Raw genomic sequence first — 14,945 nt, 5'->3', positions numbered from 1 at the left:
CGGGCGCGGTGCCGTGGGCCGACCTTGCTGCCGCCAGTGTACCGATCGGTTCAGTCCGGCCCCGCCCGGTGCCGGATGCGTCGAACGCCGTCACCCCGCGTTACAGGCGCGGCTCCTTGGACACCTGCGGGTTGTAGCGCAGGGAGTTGGGGCGGCAGGCGCATTCGACGGCGATGCGGATGTCTCCGGCGATGCGGCCCTCGTCGCGAAGCCTGTAGAACTGCGGCACGACGCGGTCGCGCAGATCCTGTGGGGAGATGGTGTTGAGGTAGATCTTCGTGCCGCCCTCGAAACCGGCGAGGTTGGACACGCGCCACTTGATCATCACGCGCCACGGCATGCGCACGTCGAGGTCGATGGGCCGGTGGTGCCATTCCTCGTTGCAGGGCACGTCCGGGCCGGCGGCGGCGTGGCAGGCGTGGATGAGGTCGCTCATGCCGGCGATCTCCTCGGGCCGTTGGCGCCACGGCTCGCACGTCGGCGATTTCGAGTGGATCTCCAGGGTGGGGTAGCGGTGCCCGAAGCCGGCGAATGCCACGGCGTGGTCGTTTTCGGCGATGACCAGGTTGTGCCGCGCCGCGTAGTCGACGGCGAACTCGTTGTACATGTTCGGGTTGGCGCGCAGGCGGCGGATCTCCTGCTCGAGCTGTTCGCCGTGCTCGTCGATGGCCACCAGCTGCTTGTGCAGGTGGTCGAAGCTGGCGCCGGCGGGTTTGAGCCAATTCTGGAATGCCACGACGTAGCGCACGTACCGGTTGCGTCGGTACAGGTCCGCCATCGACTCGACGGTGAAGTCGATGAACGCCCGGTGCTCGTCGACGGTGAGCGTGCCCGACGACGCCAGCTGGTCGTCGTGGGTCGCGCCATCGACGAAATGCCGACGGCCGATGATGACGTCGTGTCCGCCGGCGAAGTACCCCGGGGCGTGTTCGAGCAGTTCACCGTCGGTGAGCTCCGCGATCGCCTCGGGCGTCATGCCGCCGGCCTTCAGCCGCGTGCGCACGATGGACAGCACGTGGTCGCGGCCGGCCGGGTCCGCCAGGTAGTCGGCCATGCGTTGGCGGGTTTCGTCGTCGGGCATGAAGTCGTAGTTGGCGGCCCAGTAGCCGTAGCTGACGATCTCGAACAGGTTCGGCACGCGCCGGAACTCCGCCTGCGTGTCGTGGAGCTGTCCGGGATGGACGCCGTAGATGGTGCGGAAACCGGTCGGCGACGAGTCGTCGCGGACGACGCGGGCCTTTTCCGGCGGCGTCTGCAGCGCGTTGGCGGAACCGAAGGCGTCGCGGGAGGTGAAGTCCGCGTCGGTCAGGGGTTTCGGTTCGGGGCGGGAGATGCCCAGCGGCCGGTTGCCGCGACCGGGGACGGTCCATACCTGGGTGCCGGAGAAGGGGTTGAGCTGTTTGACGGTGCCGTCCGCCAGGGTGACCAAGGGCGTTCCGATTTCCTGCATGTCACCAGATTACGGCCGCCGCGTCCGCCCCGCCTTCCGCGCCGCCCGCACCGTCGCCTCGTATGCGGCGGCGCGCAGCTGCTTCCGGGTGTGCTCCATGGGGCCGGGCAGGGCCGTGGCCCCCGTCGCGTGCTTGACGACGACCGCCTCCTCGTCCACTGCTCCGCCGATGACGTGAACCGGCGCGTCGGCGTGGTCGACGACCCAGCCGACGACCTTGCCCACGTGGCTCTGGGCGTCGACGGAGCCTTCACCGGTGAGAATGAGGTCGCACGCCGCGGCGGACATCGCCTCGTCGAGGCCGGTGGCGCCTCCCAGCAGCGCCGCGCCCCCTTCGATCGATAGGGAATCGGCCGCCACCGTGGAGATGCCCACCGGCGTCGCTCCCGCCGCACCGTAACCGGCCTCGTCCGGGGCGACGCCGCAGATGCGGCACCAATTCACCAGCGCCCCGGTGAGATGGTCGATCTGCTCCGGTGTCGCACCCTTCTGCGGGCCGAACACGGTCGGGGCGTCGCGCGGCGGCGTCGTGACGTCGAGGACCAGCGTCCACGTGGCGCGCCGGGCGCGCGGATCCAACCCCGCGAGGTCGAGGCGGTCCGCCCCGGCCAGCGCGCCGCCGCCCCGGGGTACGGTGCGGCCCGACGCATCGTCGATCCGACCACCCAGCGCGACGACGATTCCGGCGCCGCCGTCGGTCGTCGCCGAACCGCCCAGGCACAACGTGAGGTCCGTGGCCCCGTGGTCCAGCGCGTCCAGGATCACCTCGCCCGTACCGAACGTCGAGGCGCCGAGGGCGTCGGGGGAGTCGGCCACCGCCGGCAATCCCGACGCGGACGCCAGATCGAGCACCGCGCGTCCCGGGGTCGGTTCCCACCAGCGGGCCGTGATCGGGCGGCCGATCGCATCCACGGCGTCGACGTCATGGGCCACCGCTTCGTCGACCGCCCACGCCCGCGCAAGCAATTGGGCCGTGCCCTCGCCACCGTCGGCCATCGGCACGGCCACCGCCGTCGCGCCCGCGTCGCGCACGCCCGCGGCCATCGCCTCGGCGGCTTCGTCGGCGGTGGCGGTGCCCTTGAAACTGTCCGGGCAACAGATGACGGTGAACTCCGGGTCGACGGCGAGGCTGGTGTCCATGGCCCCATCATGGCGCACCGCTTCGGGTGAGGGTACCCTTACCGGTATGCCTGCCATCGTCTTCGATTGCCTTGTTCCGCCCGCCGACTCCGACGACCTTGCCCGCGCCTTCTCCGCGCGGCTGGGCCAGCTGGAATCCGAGGGCAAGATTTCCGACGCCGACGTCATCGTCTCCGACGCCCCCGTCGACGAGCAGTTGATCGAGCAGTGGGAACGCGAAAACCCCGACGAGCCCGTCGGCGATCGCGTCATGCGCCGCTACACGCTCGACCTCGCCGGCTTGCAGGGCTCCCTCAACGCCCTGGCCATGGACCTGTCGCGTCTGCTGACCCCCGCCGCCCCGCTTCCCGACGATCCCGTGCTCCGCGAGTTCGACGACATGCTCGAAAACGTCGCCCGCTACCCCTGGATGGTCGCCGTCCGGCCCTGATTCGGCCCCCGGGTGACGAGGATCACTTCGCGTCGTCGTCAAGCACCGAAAGCCCCGGACGCCACCGCCGCAGCCGTCCCGGATGTTACGGCCGTGTTTCATGGCCGTTATCCGTCCATTTCCCGGGGTTTTGACCATGTTGACAATGGGGGTGACGGTAGGGGGCGGCGCGTTGTCGGAGTGCGCCGCGCGTTTCCGTGGGGGCGACGAGCGTGGAAGAATGCCGGTTGGCAAGAAACCATCTCCCCGTCCCGGCCGGCGCCTCGCGCGCGGTCCCGCGCTTCGGTTGGCCCAGGCCCGCCGCGAACGCAGGTGCGCCGGACGGGAGCGAAGAAAGGCGAAAAGTTGAACGTCGACGATCGAGTCTCCGACTTTTACCAACTCGTGCTGCGTCGGAACGCGGGCGAGCCCGAGTTCCACCAGGCGGTGTCCGAGGTCCTCGAATCCCTGAAGATCGTCCTCGCCAAGAACCCCGAGTACGGCGAGATGGGTCTGGTCCAGCGCCTGTGCGAGCCGGAGCGTCAGATCATCTTCCGCGTGCCGTGGGTCGACGACCAGGGCCAGGTTCAGGTCAACCGCGGCTTCCGCGTTCAGTTCAACTCCGTGCTGGGCCCGTACAAGGGCGGCCTGCGCTTCCACCCGAGCGTGAACCTGGGCATCATCAAGTTCCTCGGCTTCGAGCAGATCTTCAAGAACTCCCTCACCGGCCTGCCCATCGGCGGCGGCAAGGGCGGCTCCGACTTCGACCCCAAGGGCAAGTCCGATCTGGAGGTCATGCGCTTCTGCCAGTCCTTCATGACCGAGCTGCACCGCCACGTCGGCGAGTACACCGACGTGCCGGCCGGCGACATCGGCGTCGGCGGCCGCGAGATCGGCTACCTCTTCGGCCAGTACCGCCGCCTGAACAACCGCCACGAGTCCGGCGTCCTCACCGGCAAGGGCCTGACCTGGGGCGGCTCTCTCGTCCGCACCGAGGCCACCGGTTACGGCTGCGTCTACTTCACCCAGCGCATGATGGAGGAGCACGGCGAGTCCCTCGACGGCGCCAAGGTCGTCGTCTCCGGCTCCGGCAACGTCGCCATCTACGCCATCGAGAAGGCCCAGCAGCTGGGCGCCACCGTCGTCGCTTTCTCCGACTCCTCCGGCTACGTCTCCACCCCCAACGGCGTGGACGTCGAGCTGCTCCGCGAGGTCAAGGAGGTCCGCCGCGGCCGCGTCGCCGAGTACGCCGAGGAGGCCGAAGGCGCCGAGTTCCACGCCAAGGGCAACGTGTGGGAGGTCGCCTGCGACGTCGCGCTGCCCTGCGCCACCCAGAACGAGCTCAACGGCGACGACGCCAAGAAGCTCGCCGCCAACGGCTGCAAGTACGTCGCCGAGGGCGCCAACATGCCGTCGACGCCGGAGGCCGTGGAGTACTTCCGCAAGTCGGCAATCCACTTCGCCCCGGGCAAGGCCGCCAACGCCGGCGGCGTGGCCACCTCCGCCCTGGAGATGCAGCAGAACGCCACCCGCGACTCCTGGTCCTTCAAGTACACCGACGAGCGTCTGCAGCGCATCATGTCGAACATCTTCGACAACTGCGCCAAGACCGCCGCCACCTACGACCGCGAGGACGACTACGTCGTCGGCGCCAACATCGCCGGCTTCAAGAAGGTCGCCAACGCCATGCTCGCCCAGGGCATCATCTAGCGTTTTCCCGCTTCACCGCGACCCGCGCCCGCGTCGGACGGTTCCCGGGCCGGGGAGTAACATCCCCGGCCATGGACCTTTCGACGTGGGCGTTGCTCGTCATCGCCGTTGTCGCCCTGGTGGGGGCGTGCCTCCAGCGGGTGTCCGGCATGGGGCTCGGGCTCATCGGCGCGCCGGTGCTGAGTCTCATCGTCGGTCCGGTGGCGGGCGTGTTGATCATCAACGTGCTCGCGACCGTCAACGCGATCTTCCAGACGCTGTCGGTGCGCGACAACGTCGACTGGCGGAAGTTCTGGTTGATCGGCCCGGTGATGCTCGTCGGGGCGATCCCGGGCGCCTGGGTCGTGCACAACACGCCGACGGCGCCGCTGCAGGTCATCGTCGGCGGGCTCGTGCTGCTGGGGCTGACGGTGACGACGGTCATGCCCGAGCACGTGCGCATCGACGGCCGCCGCTACGCGATGGCTTCCGGTGCGGTCGGCGGGTTCATGAACACCCTGGCCGGCATCGCCGGGCCGGCCATCACCGTCTACGCGCAGGCCAGCCGGTGGCCGCAGAAGACGTTCGCGGCGACGTTGCAGCCGCTGTTCTTCGTCTCCGGGGCCCTGTCGCTGACCGTGAAGGAATTGTCCGCCGCCGAGCCGATCATCCCGCAGGCACCGTGGCACGTTTGGGTCATCGGCGTCGTCGGCATGGTGGTGGGACTGAAGGTCGGCACCGCCATCGCCAAGCGCACCGACGTGCGCAAGGCCCGCCGATTGGCGCTGATCGTCGCCTCCACCGGAGCGGCGGTGACGTTGGTCCGTGGCCTGGTGGGGATGGCTTAGGGAATGTCTCCGACTCGGTGTAGTCAGGTCAGTTCAGTGTTGAGGATGACGAAACCGCAGTAGAAGATCCGAGCTGCGGCCTTCCGGTTGTTCGAGATCGCGATCGAACCCAGGGGGTGTGGCAGGCGCGACCGCCGCCCGAAAGTACCGAGGCAGCAGAGTCTTCGGAGACCGGAAATATCTTTCCGGACCTTGGGGACACGAAGTCACGTGAACCCTCAACGAGGGGAGCCTCGCCCGTTGTGCTGCGGCTTTATTTGGGAGTATCTTTCTCCTAAGAAGATTCGCATCAGGTTTAGGGGATTCGTCATCTATGGTGCCGGCTGATCCGGATATCCGCGATGTAAAGCGCGGGGATAGGAAAATCGGCCAGGAGTTGGTTTCTCGAATGGGGAGTTCGATATTGCCCGTGTCGGCGAGATGTTAAGTGTTAGGGCATTGTGGTTCGAGATGTCTAGGAAAATTCTGATCAGTTTTACCCTGGCTACCCTGACTGCTGGTGTCTTCTGGATTTTAGGTGATTACTTAGATAGTGTCGAAATGGTGCCTGTATTGTGTTGTTTTTGGCTTGTGGCTGGCCTGATCGCTATGGGGCGCCTGCGTGACGTGCAATTATTGCAACTGGTTCTTGCGTCGATAGCTGCGATGGTTACCGTTGGTACAATTGTTTACTATAATATTGCTGCAGGTGATAATCACATCGGGGCTCTAGCGCTCCTCTCGCTATTTCTGGTTTTTTCTGCGCAAGTATTCCTTCGTTGGAAATGACGTTCGCCAGGCTGGAGGGTATGAGTTCATAGGCTGTGTGTCCTGGTGCAATAAGCGGCATGTAGCGCTTCGGCTGGATTCGGTCATCATGCCGCTAGGTGTACTGGCCGGAGACGTTGGTCGAATCTATGCGATCCGACCACATGACGAAGACCTCCAATGTGGAATGGGAATTGCCCTAATCCAACCCAGCCACACAGGAGGTCTTCTGTGGCTCACCCTAACGCAGCGCTCACGCCCCGACACCGACTTCAAGTAGCCCGCCTCGTCGTCGACGACGGCGATCCCATCTCCGAGGTCGCCGCCCGGGTCATCAGTGACAATGGGCCGGTGGCTGCACGATTACAATCACCACCGGCCCCATTCCGCGTGTGGGGGTCTTTCACCGGTGTCCCGGTTAACTAACCTCCCCGGTCAGTACATCTAGAACAGCGACGACAGGAACGACTTCGTCCGCTCCTCGCGGGGATTTCCCAGAACCTCGTCGGGCGTTCCCGACTCGACGACGGTGCCGTCGTCCATGAAAACCACCCGGTCGGCGACTTCGCGGGCGAACGCCATCTCATGGGTGACCACCATCATCGTCATGCCGTCATCGGCCAGGCCGCGCATGACTGCGAGAACATCACCGACGAGTTCGGGGTCCAGGGCGGACGTCGGCTCGTCGAAAAGCATCAGCTTCGGATCCATGGCCAACGCCCTGGCGATGGCCACGCGCTGCTGCTGGCCACCCGAAAGCTGCACCGGGTACGCATCGGCCTTGTGGGCCAGACCAACCTGGTTGAGCAGCTCCATCGCCCGCTCCGAGGCCGCGCCCTGCGTGACGCCCTTGATGTGCATCGGGGCCTCGATGATGTTGCCCAGCACCGTGCGGTGCGGGAAGAGATTGAAGTTCTGGAACACCATGCCGATGTCCGCGCGCTGACGGGCGGCTTCCCGCGGCGAAATCTCGTGCAGGACGCCATCGCGCTCGCGGTAGCCGATCAACTCGCCGTCGACGTACAAGCGGCCGGCGGTGACCCGCTCCAGATGATTGACGCAGCGCAACAGCGTCGACTTGCCCGAACCGGACGGGCCGATCAGACACGTGACCGTGCCGCGGGGCACCTCCAGGTCGATGCCCTTGAGCACCTCCAGGCGGCCGAAGGACTTGCGCACGTGGCGCGCCTCGACCATGGGACGTTCGGCACCGGTGCCTCCGGTGGCGGGGCCGTGTGCGGTGGCCGGGCTCATCGCTGATCCTCCTCGTAGTTGGCGCGCTCGGACTTCTCCACGACGCGGGCGTTGACCGGGGGCACGCCCTCGGCATCGGCCAGCGCCGCAAGCTGGCGGGCGGTGAGATTGCGCGTTGCGCCCTTGGCGAAGTGCTTCTCCAGGTAATGCTGGCCGACCATCAGAATCGACGTGATGACCAGGTACCAGGTGGCGGCGACCAGCAGCATCGGCACCGGCAGGAACAGCTCGTTGGCGATGTCCGTCGCGCGTCCGTACAGCTCCGCGGTGTAGGGCACCGCCACGACCAGCGACGTGGTCTTCAGCAGCGAAATGAACTCGTTGCCCGTGGGCGGAATGATGATGCGCATCGCCTGCGGCAGAATGGTGCGGCGAATGGTCATGCCCCAGCTCATGCCCAGCGCCTTCGACGCCTCCGTCTGGCCCTCCGGCACCGCCTGAATGCCGGCGCGGACGATCTCGGCCATGTACGCGGCCTCGTTGAGGCCCAGGCCCAGCACGGCGAGCAGGAACGTGTTCTGCAGCGCGGACTGCAGATCGATCTCGGCGAAACCGACGTTCACCGAGCTGTAGATCGTGCCCAACAGGCCCCAGAACACCAGCTGCACGTACACCGGGGTGCCGCGGAAGATCCACAGGTACACCCACGAAATGGAGGACAGCACCGGGTTCTCCGACATGCGCAGCACGGCGATGAGCGCGCCTCCGACGATGCCGATGAGCATCGCCAGCACCGTCAACGCCAGCGTGTGCAGCGCCGCCGTGGCGATGCGGGTGTCCAGCAGGTACTTGAAGTACACGTCCCAGTGGTACGCCTCGTTGCGCGCGGCGCCGATGACGAACCACGCGGCCAACGCCAACAGGATCGCCGCACCGATCCACCTGCCCGGATGCGGCAGCGGCTTCGCCTTGATCGGTGCGTCGAGCTCGCGCTCGGTCGGCTCGCGGCGGGCGCCGCTCGTCGTCTCCGTCATCGGATGTCCTCTCCATTGATGCGCGCCTGGTCCACGGCGCCGTCGTCGAGCCCCCACATGGTCAGGATTCGCTCGTATTCACCGGTGTCGATGAGGTGCTGCAACGCGTCGGCCAGCAGCGGGCCCAACTCGGATCCCTTGGGCACCGGCCAGCCGAAGGGAGCGCCGTCGTAGATGTCGCCGGCCATCTCCAGCTTCCCGTCGGCGCGGGCGACGGCCCATGCGGAAATGGGGGAGTCGGCGGCGATGGCGTCGGCGCGGCCGAGCACCACCGCCGTCGCCGCGGTGCCGGCGTCCTGGTAGGCCAGGCGTTTGATCGGCGCCTTGCCCTCCTCGACGCACGCGTCGCTGCGGGCGGGCAGATCCTCCATTTCGGCGACGGTGCCGCGCTGGACGGCGATCTCCAGCCCGCAGGCGTCGTCGGGGGTGACGTCGGAACCGGCCGGACGGGCCCACTGCAGGCCCGTGTCCAGGTAGTCGACGAAGTCGTACGTCTGGCGACGTTCCTCGTTGCTGGTGAACCCGGAGGCTCCGAAGTCGACCGTGCCGGCCGAAATCGACGGCAGGATCAGCGTGAAGTCCTGCTCGCGGACGACGAGGTCCAGGTCGAGCACCCGCGCGGCGGCGCGGGCGAGGTCCAGGTCGAAACCGATGATCTCGCCCTTCGCGTCCTTGAACTCCAGCGGGGCGAACGGGGGATTGGTGCCGATCGAAATCGTCCCGCGGGCCCGGATGTCCTCCGGCACCTGTTCGGCGAGCTCGGGCACGGGGTCCGGAGACACCGGTTCCCACCCGTCGGGGTGACCGCCTTCGTCGTTGGTGACGCAGCCGGTCAACCCCAGCGTCAGTGCGGCCGCCAGCGTGGCCGCGGCGGCGGCGAGGGATCTTCTCATGTGAGAAGAGTCTAGCGGGAGGCCCCCGAGGTCGAATCATTGCGGGCGGCGACTTCCACGGCGGCGGCGACGGCCGGGGCGACGCGGGGATCCAGCGGCGACGGGACGATGTAGTCGGGGCGCAGATCCTCGGCGGCGACGGCGGCGATGGCGCGGGTGGCGGCCAGCTTCATGGACTTGGTGATGCGCGTGGCGCCGGCGGCCAACGCGCCCTTGAAGATGCCGGGGAACGCCAGCACGTTGTTGATCTGGTTCGGGTAGTCGGAGCGGCCGGTGGCCACGACCGAGCCGTACTGCAGGGCGATGTCCTGGGGGATCTCGGGGTTCGGGTTGGCCAGGGAGAACAGGAACGGACCGTCGGCCATCTTCGCCACCTGCTCGGCGGTGAGGTGGCCGGCGGACACGCCGATGAAGGCGTCCGCGTCGACGAGGGCGTCGGTGATGGTCCCCTGCAGGCCGCGCGGGTTGGTCAGCTCCGCGATGGTGGCCTTGACCTCGTTGAGGGGCTCGCGGCCCTCGTGGATGATGCCGCGGGAGTCGACGACGACGATGTCGCTGACTCCGGCGGACAGCAGCATTCGGGTGGTGGCCACGCCCGCGGCGCCGGCGCCGGAGATGACGACCTTCAGGTCTTCGAGGCGGCGACCGGTGAGCTTGCAGGCGTTGCGCAGGCCCGCGGTGATGACGATGGCGGTGCCGTGCTGGTCGTCGTGGAACACGGGGATGTCGAGCTTGTCGTCGAGGCGTCGCTCCACCTCGAAGCAGCGCGGCGCGGAAATGTCCTCCAGGTTGATGCCGCCGAAGGAGGGGGCGAGGCGGGCGATGGTGTCGACCAGTTCGTCGGGGTCGGTGGTGTCCAGGACGATGGGGACGGCGTTGATTCCGGCGAAGCGGCCGAACAGCTGGGCCTTGCCCTCCATGACGGGCAGGGCGGCGCGCGGTCCGATGTCGCCGAGGCCGAGGACGGCGGTGCCGTCGGAGATGACGGCGACGTTGTTGCCGGTCCACGTGTAGGTGCGGGTCAGCTTGGGATCATCGTGGATGGCTTCGCAGACCTGGGCGACGCCGGGGGTGTAGGCGATGGACAGGTCGCGGGTGGAGTCCAGGGGCAAGGTGGAGGCGGTGATGAGCTTGCCGCCCTCGTGCGCCTTGAAAATCTCGTCGGTGGTGACGGGGGCGGCGGGGGACTCGCCGGCGGTGACGTCGGCGCGCACGTCGTCGTGGACGGCGTGCTCGTCGCTGGGGTGGTCGCTGCTGGTCTCGCTGCTGTTGCTGCCCTTGCCGCTGGCCATCTGCGTCGGCTCCTCGTTGATCGGCCGGGCGCCTTTCGCCCGTCGGTTCGTTTTAGACAGCCTAATGGACGCGCCGGCGGCCGCGGCATCCGGGATCGGGGATGGCGCCGGTGGCGGACCGGCTATTGGGGAAGCGGGGCGAGGGCGGCCCCGGCCGCCGGGTCGGATTGCGTCGGCTGGGTGGTCGGCGGGGGCGGCTGCGTGGGCTGCGTCGGTTGGGTGGTCGGTTGCGTCGGCGGAGTCGTGGGCTCGGGCGGTTGGGTGGTCGGCTCGGGCGGTTGGGTGGTCGGCTCGGGCGACTGCGTCGGCGCGGTGGTGGGTTCGGTGGTCGTGCCGGACTCGCCGGTGCTCGGCCGGGTGCTTGACGACGTCGACGTGTCGGGCTCCGAGCTTTCCGACGATGTCGGCGTGGTCGTCGTCTCCGTGAAGGTCGTCGTGGTGCGCGGGGGTGCCGATCGGGACTTCGACGTCGAGGAGGGCTTCGGCGGAGTCCGGTGGCTGGTGGTCTCCTCTTCGACGGGCGGGGCGTCGTCGTCGGGGGCGGGCAGCGCGAAGGCGAGGACGGACCCGACGGCGAGCAGGATCACGGCGATGGGGGCGATGAACCGCCAGCGCCGGTCGAGGACCGCGGCGGGCGCCTCGGGGTCGGCGGCCGCGCGTCGTTCGCGATGTTCGTGCCACAACCACCATCCGGCGGGCAAGAGCATGCCGCCGGCCAGTGCGGCGCCGATGGCGACGCCGGGCCACCCGCGCCAGACGATGGCGGCGATGAACGCGATGACGCCGACGATCACGGCGACCGCCACGAGGATCCTCTTCCACGGCGCGGGCCCGGAGTAGTCGACGTCGAAGTCGTCTGCTGCGCCCATGTCGTCGTGTCCTCGGTCGTCGTTGCCCGTGTCGTCGTTCCGCATCGTGCCGTCCACTCTACGGCGTCGGCGACCTGTGCGGGCATCGGTCGAGGTCACCGCCCCGGTCGGGATCCGGTCGCGCCCCGGTTGCCGCCCGGCCTTTGCCGGCCGTGCGCGATCGGGACCTCCCCAGGGTGGGCGCAGGGCCATCCCGACAACAGGAAAAACCCCGACCACCTGCAATGACAAGTGATCGGGGTCGAATTATCCGTGCCCCCGGTGAGACTCGAACTCACACTGTGTGGGTTTTGAATCCACTGCCTCTGCCAATTGGGCTACGGGGGCGCTCCAGGTCGCTTCACTCCCGGCGCGGGCCGTCGCAAAGCAACGTGAAGAATACTAGCGCACCGACTCCGGCTCAGAGAAACGGTGCTGCACCCACGCGACGATGCCGACGATGAACGCCCCCAACAGGAACAGTCCCAGGGCCATCGGCCAATCGTCGCCGGCGCGCAGCATCGAACCGTCCTCGGCCTGCCACGGCCACAGGGCGCGCAGCGAACCGAGCAGCAGACCCGCCATCGCCATCATCGTCACCGTGTGCTTGTGCGCCAACAGCCACTCCAGCAGACGGACGAACAGGACGATGCCCACCAGCGCGCCGAGCATGAACGTGCCCAGGTACGCGAAATTGCGCTGGTCGACCGCCGCCATCGTCGGCGCGTACAGACCGACCACGAGCAGGAAGAACGAACCGGACACGCCCGGCAGAACGAGCGCGCAAATCGCCACCGACGCGGCGAGGAACACCACCCACAGCGCCGGATCCGACGACGAGGTGGACTGCGGCAGCGACGTCAACCAGAACGTGCCCACCGCGAAGAGCACGAAGACCGCCAACGCCTTGCCGCGCACCCCCGGCCGGTCCAGCGCACCCGGGCGCACCTCCTGGAACGGAATGAGCGCCGACATGGCGATCATGCCCATGAACAGGGCTTTCGACGCCACCGGCTTATCCGTGACGAAGGACTCCATGATGCCGGCCATGGAGAAAACCGCCGCCAGCATGCCGACGGCGACCGGCAGCAGCAGCCACCAATCGATCTTGCGGGCCGACGCGCGCCAATCGCCCTTCGTCGCCAGATCCTTCGGGATCTCCGTGATGTGCTTCGCCGACGCGATCAAACGCTCGTAGATGCCCGTGATCAGGGCGACGGTGCCGCCGGACACGCCGGGGACCGTCTCCGCCAGGCCGATGAGGCCGCCGCGGACGACGTTGGCGACGGTGCCGCCGACCGTCGGGGGACGGGGGTTCGTGGTGGTCGCCGGGCCGTCCACTTGTGCGGACGCGTGGTGCGCGCCGTCGCTGCGGGAGGGGCGGGCGTTGTCGTTGGTATCCATCGCGTCGGGATGTTACCGGGTCGGCGCCGAAAAACCGGTGGTGGCGAAGGGTAGTGCGCGTCACATCCGCGATCTGGCCCTGTCATCGGGCGATCGGTGCCGTGACGCTCACGTGGACGGCGGACGGCTGGCGCGGTGGTGCGCGGGTGGGGGGCGGTCAGTCCCCGGCGTTGGCGACCGGGACCTCCGTCGGGGTTTCCAACACCCGCTGGATGTGGGCGCCGTAAGACTTCACGGCGTCGGCTCCCTCCGACGGGATGCCCCGGGCGTAGCTGACCAGCACCGTGCCCAGGCCGGTGTACATGGCCAGCGCGTACTGGCAGCGCTGCTCGGCGTCCTCGTCGCCGTTGACGGCCGGGGCCTCGTCGCGGATGCGATCGAACAGGGCGCCGCCGATGACCTCCTGGAATTGGTCGGTCACCGTCTTCACCGCGGCCGGGCTGCCGGCGGTGGCCATGAGCAGGGCGATGAGGGAGCCCGTGGAGGAGCGGTCGCCGTTGATGGCGTCGTCGGCAAGCGTCGCGCCGATGTCTTCGAAGGCGGCCTCGCAAATGAGGTCCTTCATCGGGGAGAAGTTGATCAGCTCTTCGAGCAGGCCTTCCTTGGTTCGGAAGTACTTGATGATCAACGGCGCGCTGACGCCCGCTTCCGAGGCGATCTCCTTCAGGGAGACCTTCGCGAAGGGCTTGCGGGTGAAGTAGTCCGCAGCCACCTCGACGATGCGAGCCCGGGTGGCAGCGGAATTCTGGCGCCGGGGTCGTGAGGTATCGCTTTCCATGATCAATAGCTTAAAGCTTGGGGGTCCGCGTACCCACAAGCACCCCCGGGTATTTCGATCGACGGTGGTGAATGGGGGACACCCGGGGCCCAAAAGGGGGAGGAGTGACCCTGGGGTGGCCGTCCGTTGCGTACTCGCCGCATTCGCCGCGGGCCTCGCACTCGCCGCGCTCGCTGCACCCTCCGTGCGTATCGTGCCCCTCCGTCCGGCGCCGGTGGTCATCGCCGTCGGCGGTGCGGTGGCGCCGTTTCCTACACTGGTCGGCATGAAACGAACCCTGATGCTCGTCGATGGCCACTCCATGGCGTTCCGCGCCTTCTTCGCGTTGCCCACGGACAACTTCTCAACGACGGGCGGGCAGTACACCAATGCGGTGTACGGGTTCCTGTCGATGCTGTCGAACCTCCTGGCGGAGGAGAAGCCGACCCACGTCGCGGTGGCCTTCGACGTCGGGCGCAAGACGTTCCGCACGGACAAGTTCCCGGAGTACAAGGCCCAGCGCGAGAAGACGCCCGAGGAGTTCCGCGGCCAGGTTCCGCTGCTGAAGCAGGTGCTTCAGGAGATGGGCATCGTCACCCTGGAAAAGGAGAACTACGAGGCCGACGACATCATCGCCACCTTGGCCACGGAGGCCCTGCCGGAGGGCTTCGAAACCTTCATCGTCACCGGCGACCGTGATGCGCTGCAGCTCGTCAACGATTCGACGACCGTGCTGTACCCCATGCGCGGCGTGTCCACGCTGCACCGTTTCACGCCGGATGCGGTGAAGGAGAAGTACGGTCTGACGCCGACGCAGTACCCGGATTTCGCGGCGCTGCGCGGCGATCCGTCGGATAATCTGCCGGGCGTGCCGGGGGTGGGCGAGAAGACGGCGCAGAAGTGGATCCTCCAATACGGCAGCCTGGCGGAGCTCATCGACCGGGTCGACGAGGTGCGCGGCAAGGTGGGCGACAATCTCCGCGAACGCGTCGCCGCAGTGCAGATGAACCGCGACCTCACCGAGATGGTCAAGGATCTTCCCTTGCCTTATGGTCCGGAGGAGCTGGAGCTGCGTCCGGCGAACGCCCAGGGCATCGCCGATTTCTTCGATCGCCTCGAATTCGGAGAATCCTTGCGCGACCGCGTTTTCCGCACGCTTGCCGTCGAGGGCGCCGGCGTGACCGCGAGCGCGGGCGACTCCGGCACGCAGGTCGCCGTCGTCAAGCTTGACGACGGCGAC

15 protein-coding genes and 1 tRNA gene are annotated in these 14,945 nt (G+C 67.8%); 6 read left to right on the top strand and 10 right to left on the bottom strand.

Annotation, left to right across the window (positions count from 1 at the left end; all coding sequences use genetic code 11):
• Positions 1-100: 100 nt before the first annotated feature.
• Both HMPREF3121_RS04925 and HMPREF3121_RS04920 read right to left on the bottom strand, forming a co-directional pair.
• On the bottom strand, positions 101-1,450 hold the full coding sequence (locus tag HMPREF3121_RS04925) for a DUF4921 family protein (RefSeq protein WP_070520453.1): 1,350 nt from the start codon (positions 1,448-1,450) through the stop codon (positions 101-103).
• A gap of 9 nt (positions 1,451-1,459) precedes the next feature.
• The gene (locus HMPREF3121_RS04920) at positions 1,460-2,590 is read right to left on the bottom strand and encodes a glycerate kinase (protein ID WP_070520451.1); all 1,131 of its coding nucleotides are present in this window, start codon (positions 2,588-2,590) and stop codon (positions 1,460-1,462) included.
• Between the two features lie 46 nt (positions 2,591-2,636).
• Here HMPREF3121_RS04920 and HMPREF3121_RS04915 point away from each other — a divergent pair, with 46 nt between their 5' ends.
• The 5 genes from HMPREF3121_RS04915 to HMPREF3121_RS12585 all read left to right on the top strand — a co-directional run bounded on the left by HMPREF3121_RS04915 (position 2,637) and on the right by HMPREF3121_RS12585 (position 6,731).
• Positions 2,637-3,020, top strand: a complete 384-nt coding sequence (locus tag HMPREF3121_RS04915; RefSeq protein ID WP_070520448.1) for a hypothetical protein — start codon at positions 2,637-2,639, stop codon at positions 3,018-3,020.
• A 345-nt stretch (positions 3,021-3,365) separates the two neighbouring features.
• Positions 3,366-4,709, top strand: coding sequence for an NADP-specific glutamate dehydrogenase (gene gdhA, locus HMPREF3121_RS04910; protein WP_070520542.1), 1,344 nt, complete (start codon positions 3,366-3,368; stop codon positions 4,707-4,709).
• Positions 4,710-4,780: 71 nt separating this feature from the next.
• The gene (locus tag HMPREF3121_RS04905) at positions 4,781-5,536 is read left to right on the top strand and encodes a sulfite exporter TauE/SafE family protein (protein WP_070520446.1); all 756 of its coding nucleotides are present in this window, start codon (positions 4,781-4,783) and stop codon (positions 5,534-5,536) included.
• A 450-nt stretch (positions 5,537-5,986) separates the two neighbouring features.
• Positions 5,987-6,304, top strand: coding sequence for a hypothetical protein (locus HMPREF3121_RS12375; RefSeq protein ID WP_141742975.1), 318 nt, complete (start codon positions 5,987-5,989; stop codon positions 6,302-6,304).
• Positions 6,305-6,620: 316 nt separating this feature from the next.
• A complete protein-coding gene (locus tag HMPREF3121_RS12585) occupies positions 6,621-6,731 on the top strand; it encodes an integrase core domain-containing protein (protein WP_371327322.1) in 111 nt (36 codons plus the stop codon).
• On the opposite strand, the gene HMPREF3121_RS04900 is transcribed toward HMPREF3121_RS12585, so the two are convergent.
• The 8 genes from HMPREF3121_RS04900 to HMPREF3121_RS12125 all read right to left on the bottom strand — a co-directional run bounded on the left by HMPREF3121_RS04900 (position 6,728) and on the right by HMPREF3121_RS12125 (position 13,726).
• Positions 6,728-7,480 (bottom strand): amino acid ABC transporter ATP-binding protein, encoded by a 753-nt coding sequence (locus HMPREF3121_RS04900; RefSeq protein WP_070520539.1) that lies wholly within the window; start codon positions 7,478-7,480, stop codon positions 6,728-6,730. The two genes, HMPREF3121_RS12585 and HMPREF3121_RS04900, sit on opposite strands and share 4 nt — an antisense overlap.
• A 53-nt stretch (positions 7,481-7,533) precedes the next feature.
• Positions 7,534-8,511: an amino acid ABC transporter permease gene (locus HMPREF3121_RS04895; protein WP_035122556.1), complete on the bottom strand. Its 978-nt coding sequence runs from the start codon at positions 8,509-8,511 to the stop codon at positions 7,534-7,536.
• Positions 8,508-9,404, bottom strand: a complete 897-nt coding sequence (locus HMPREF3121_RS04890) for an ABC transporter substrate-binding protein (RefSeq protein ID WP_070520442.1) — start codon at positions 9,402-9,404, stop codon at positions 8,508-8,510. Before HMPREF3121_RS04890 ends, HMPREF3121_RS04895 begins: the two co-directional genes overlap by 4 nt.
• A gap of 11 nt (positions 9,405-9,415) precedes the next feature.
• The gene (locus HMPREF3121_RS04885; protein WP_083291289.1) at positions 9,416-10,696 is read right to left on the bottom strand and encodes an NAD(P)-dependent malic enzyme; all 1,281 of its coding nucleotides are present in this window, start codon (positions 10,694-10,696) and stop codon (positions 9,416-9,418) included.
• Positions 10,697-10,818: 122 nt separating this feature from the next.
• Entirely contained in the window at positions 10,819-11,610 is a 792-nt protein-coding gene (locus tag HMPREF3121_RS04880) for a hypothetical protein (protein ID WP_141742974.1), read from the bottom strand.
• Between the two features lie 208 nt (positions 11,611-11,818).
• Positions 11,819-11,892: transfer RNA gene (locus HMPREF3121_RS04875), tRNA-Leu, on the bottom strand.
• 54 nt (positions 11,893-11,946) lie between these two features.
• Positions 11,947-12,948: a DUF368 domain-containing protein gene (locus tag HMPREF3121_RS04870; RefSeq protein WP_083291288.1), complete on the bottom strand. Its 1,002-nt coding sequence runs from the start codon at positions 12,946-12,948 to the stop codon at positions 11,947-11,949.
• A gap of 157 nt (positions 12,949-13,105) precedes the next feature.
• The gene (locus HMPREF3121_RS12125; protein ID WP_141742973.1) at positions 13,106-13,726 is read right to left on the bottom strand and encodes a TetR/AcrR family transcriptional regulator; all 621 of its coding nucleotides are present in this window, start codon (positions 13,724-13,726) and stop codon (positions 13,106-13,108) included.
• Between the two features lie 280 nt (positions 13,727-14,006).
• Between HMPREF3121_RS12125 and HMPREF3121_RS04860 the strand changes: the two genes are divergently transcribed.
• A partial coding sequence (locus HMPREF3121_RS04860) for a 5'-3' exonuclease (RefSeq protein ID WP_371327323.1) occupies positions 14,007-14,945 on the top strand: 939 nt, incomplete at its 3' end.

It is taken from the genome of Corynebacterium sp. HMSC11E11 (assembly GCF_001807025.1).
In the GTDB taxonomy this organism is placed as follows: Bacteria; Actinomycetota; Actinomycetes; order Mycobacteriales; family Mycobacteriaceae; genus Corynebacterium; species Corynebacterium freneyi.
Note: the sequence above shows the minus strand (reverse complement) of the source record. Positions and strands in the feature narration are given on the sequence as shown.

Bases quoted from the DNA above. Each gene is read 5' to 3' on its own strand.
- HMPREF3121_RS04925 (WP_070520453.1), bottom strand. From the start codon at position 1,450: ATGCAGGAAATCGGAACGCCCTTGGTCACCCTGGCGGACGGCACCGTC.
- HMPREF3121_RS04920 (WP_070520451.1), bottom strand. From the start codon at position 2,590: ATGGACACCAGCCTCGCCGTCGACCCGGAGTTCACCGTCATCTGTTGC.
- HMPREF3121_RS04915 (WP_070520448.1), top strand. From the start codon at position 2,637: ATGCCTGCCATCGTCTTCGATTGCCTTGTTCCGCCCGCCGACTCCGAC.
- HMPREF3121_RS04905 (WP_070520446.1), top strand. From the start codon at position 4,781: ATGGACCTTTCGACGTGGGCGTTGCTCGTCATCGCCGTTGTCGCCCTG.
- HMPREF3121_RS12375 (WP_141742975.1), top strand. From the start codon at position 5,987: ATGTCTAGGAAAATTCTGATCAGTTTTACCCTGGCTACCCTGACTGCT.
- HMPREF3121_RS04900 (WP_070520539.1), bottom strand. From the start codon at position 7,480: ATGGTCGAGGCGCGCCACGTGCGCAAGTCCTTCGGCCGCCTGGAGGTG.
- HMPREF3121_RS04895 (WP_035122556.1), bottom strand. From the start codon at position 8,511: ATGACGGAGACGACGAGCGGCGCCCGCCGCGAGCCGACCGAGCGCGAG.
- HMPREF3121_RS04890 (WP_070520442.1), bottom strand. From the start codon at position 9,404: ATGAGAAGATCCCTCGCCGCCGCCGCGGCCACGCTGGCGGCCGCACTG.
- HMPREF3121_RS04885 (WP_083291289.1), bottom strand. From the start codon at position 10,696: ATGGCCAGCGGCAAGGGCAGCAACAGCAGCGAGACCAGCAGCGACCAC.
- HMPREF3121_RS04880 (WP_141742974.1), bottom strand. From the start codon at position 11,610: ATGCGGAACGACGACACGGGCAACGACGACCGAGGACACGACGACATG.
- HMPREF3121_RS04870 (WP_083291288.1), bottom strand. From the start codon at position 12,948: ATGGATACCAACGACAACGCCCGCCCCTCCCGCAGCGACGGCGCGCAC.
- HMPREF3121_RS12125 (WP_141742973.1), bottom strand. From the start codon at position 13,726: ATGGAAAGCGATACCTCACGACCCCGGCGCCAGAATTCCGCTGCCACC.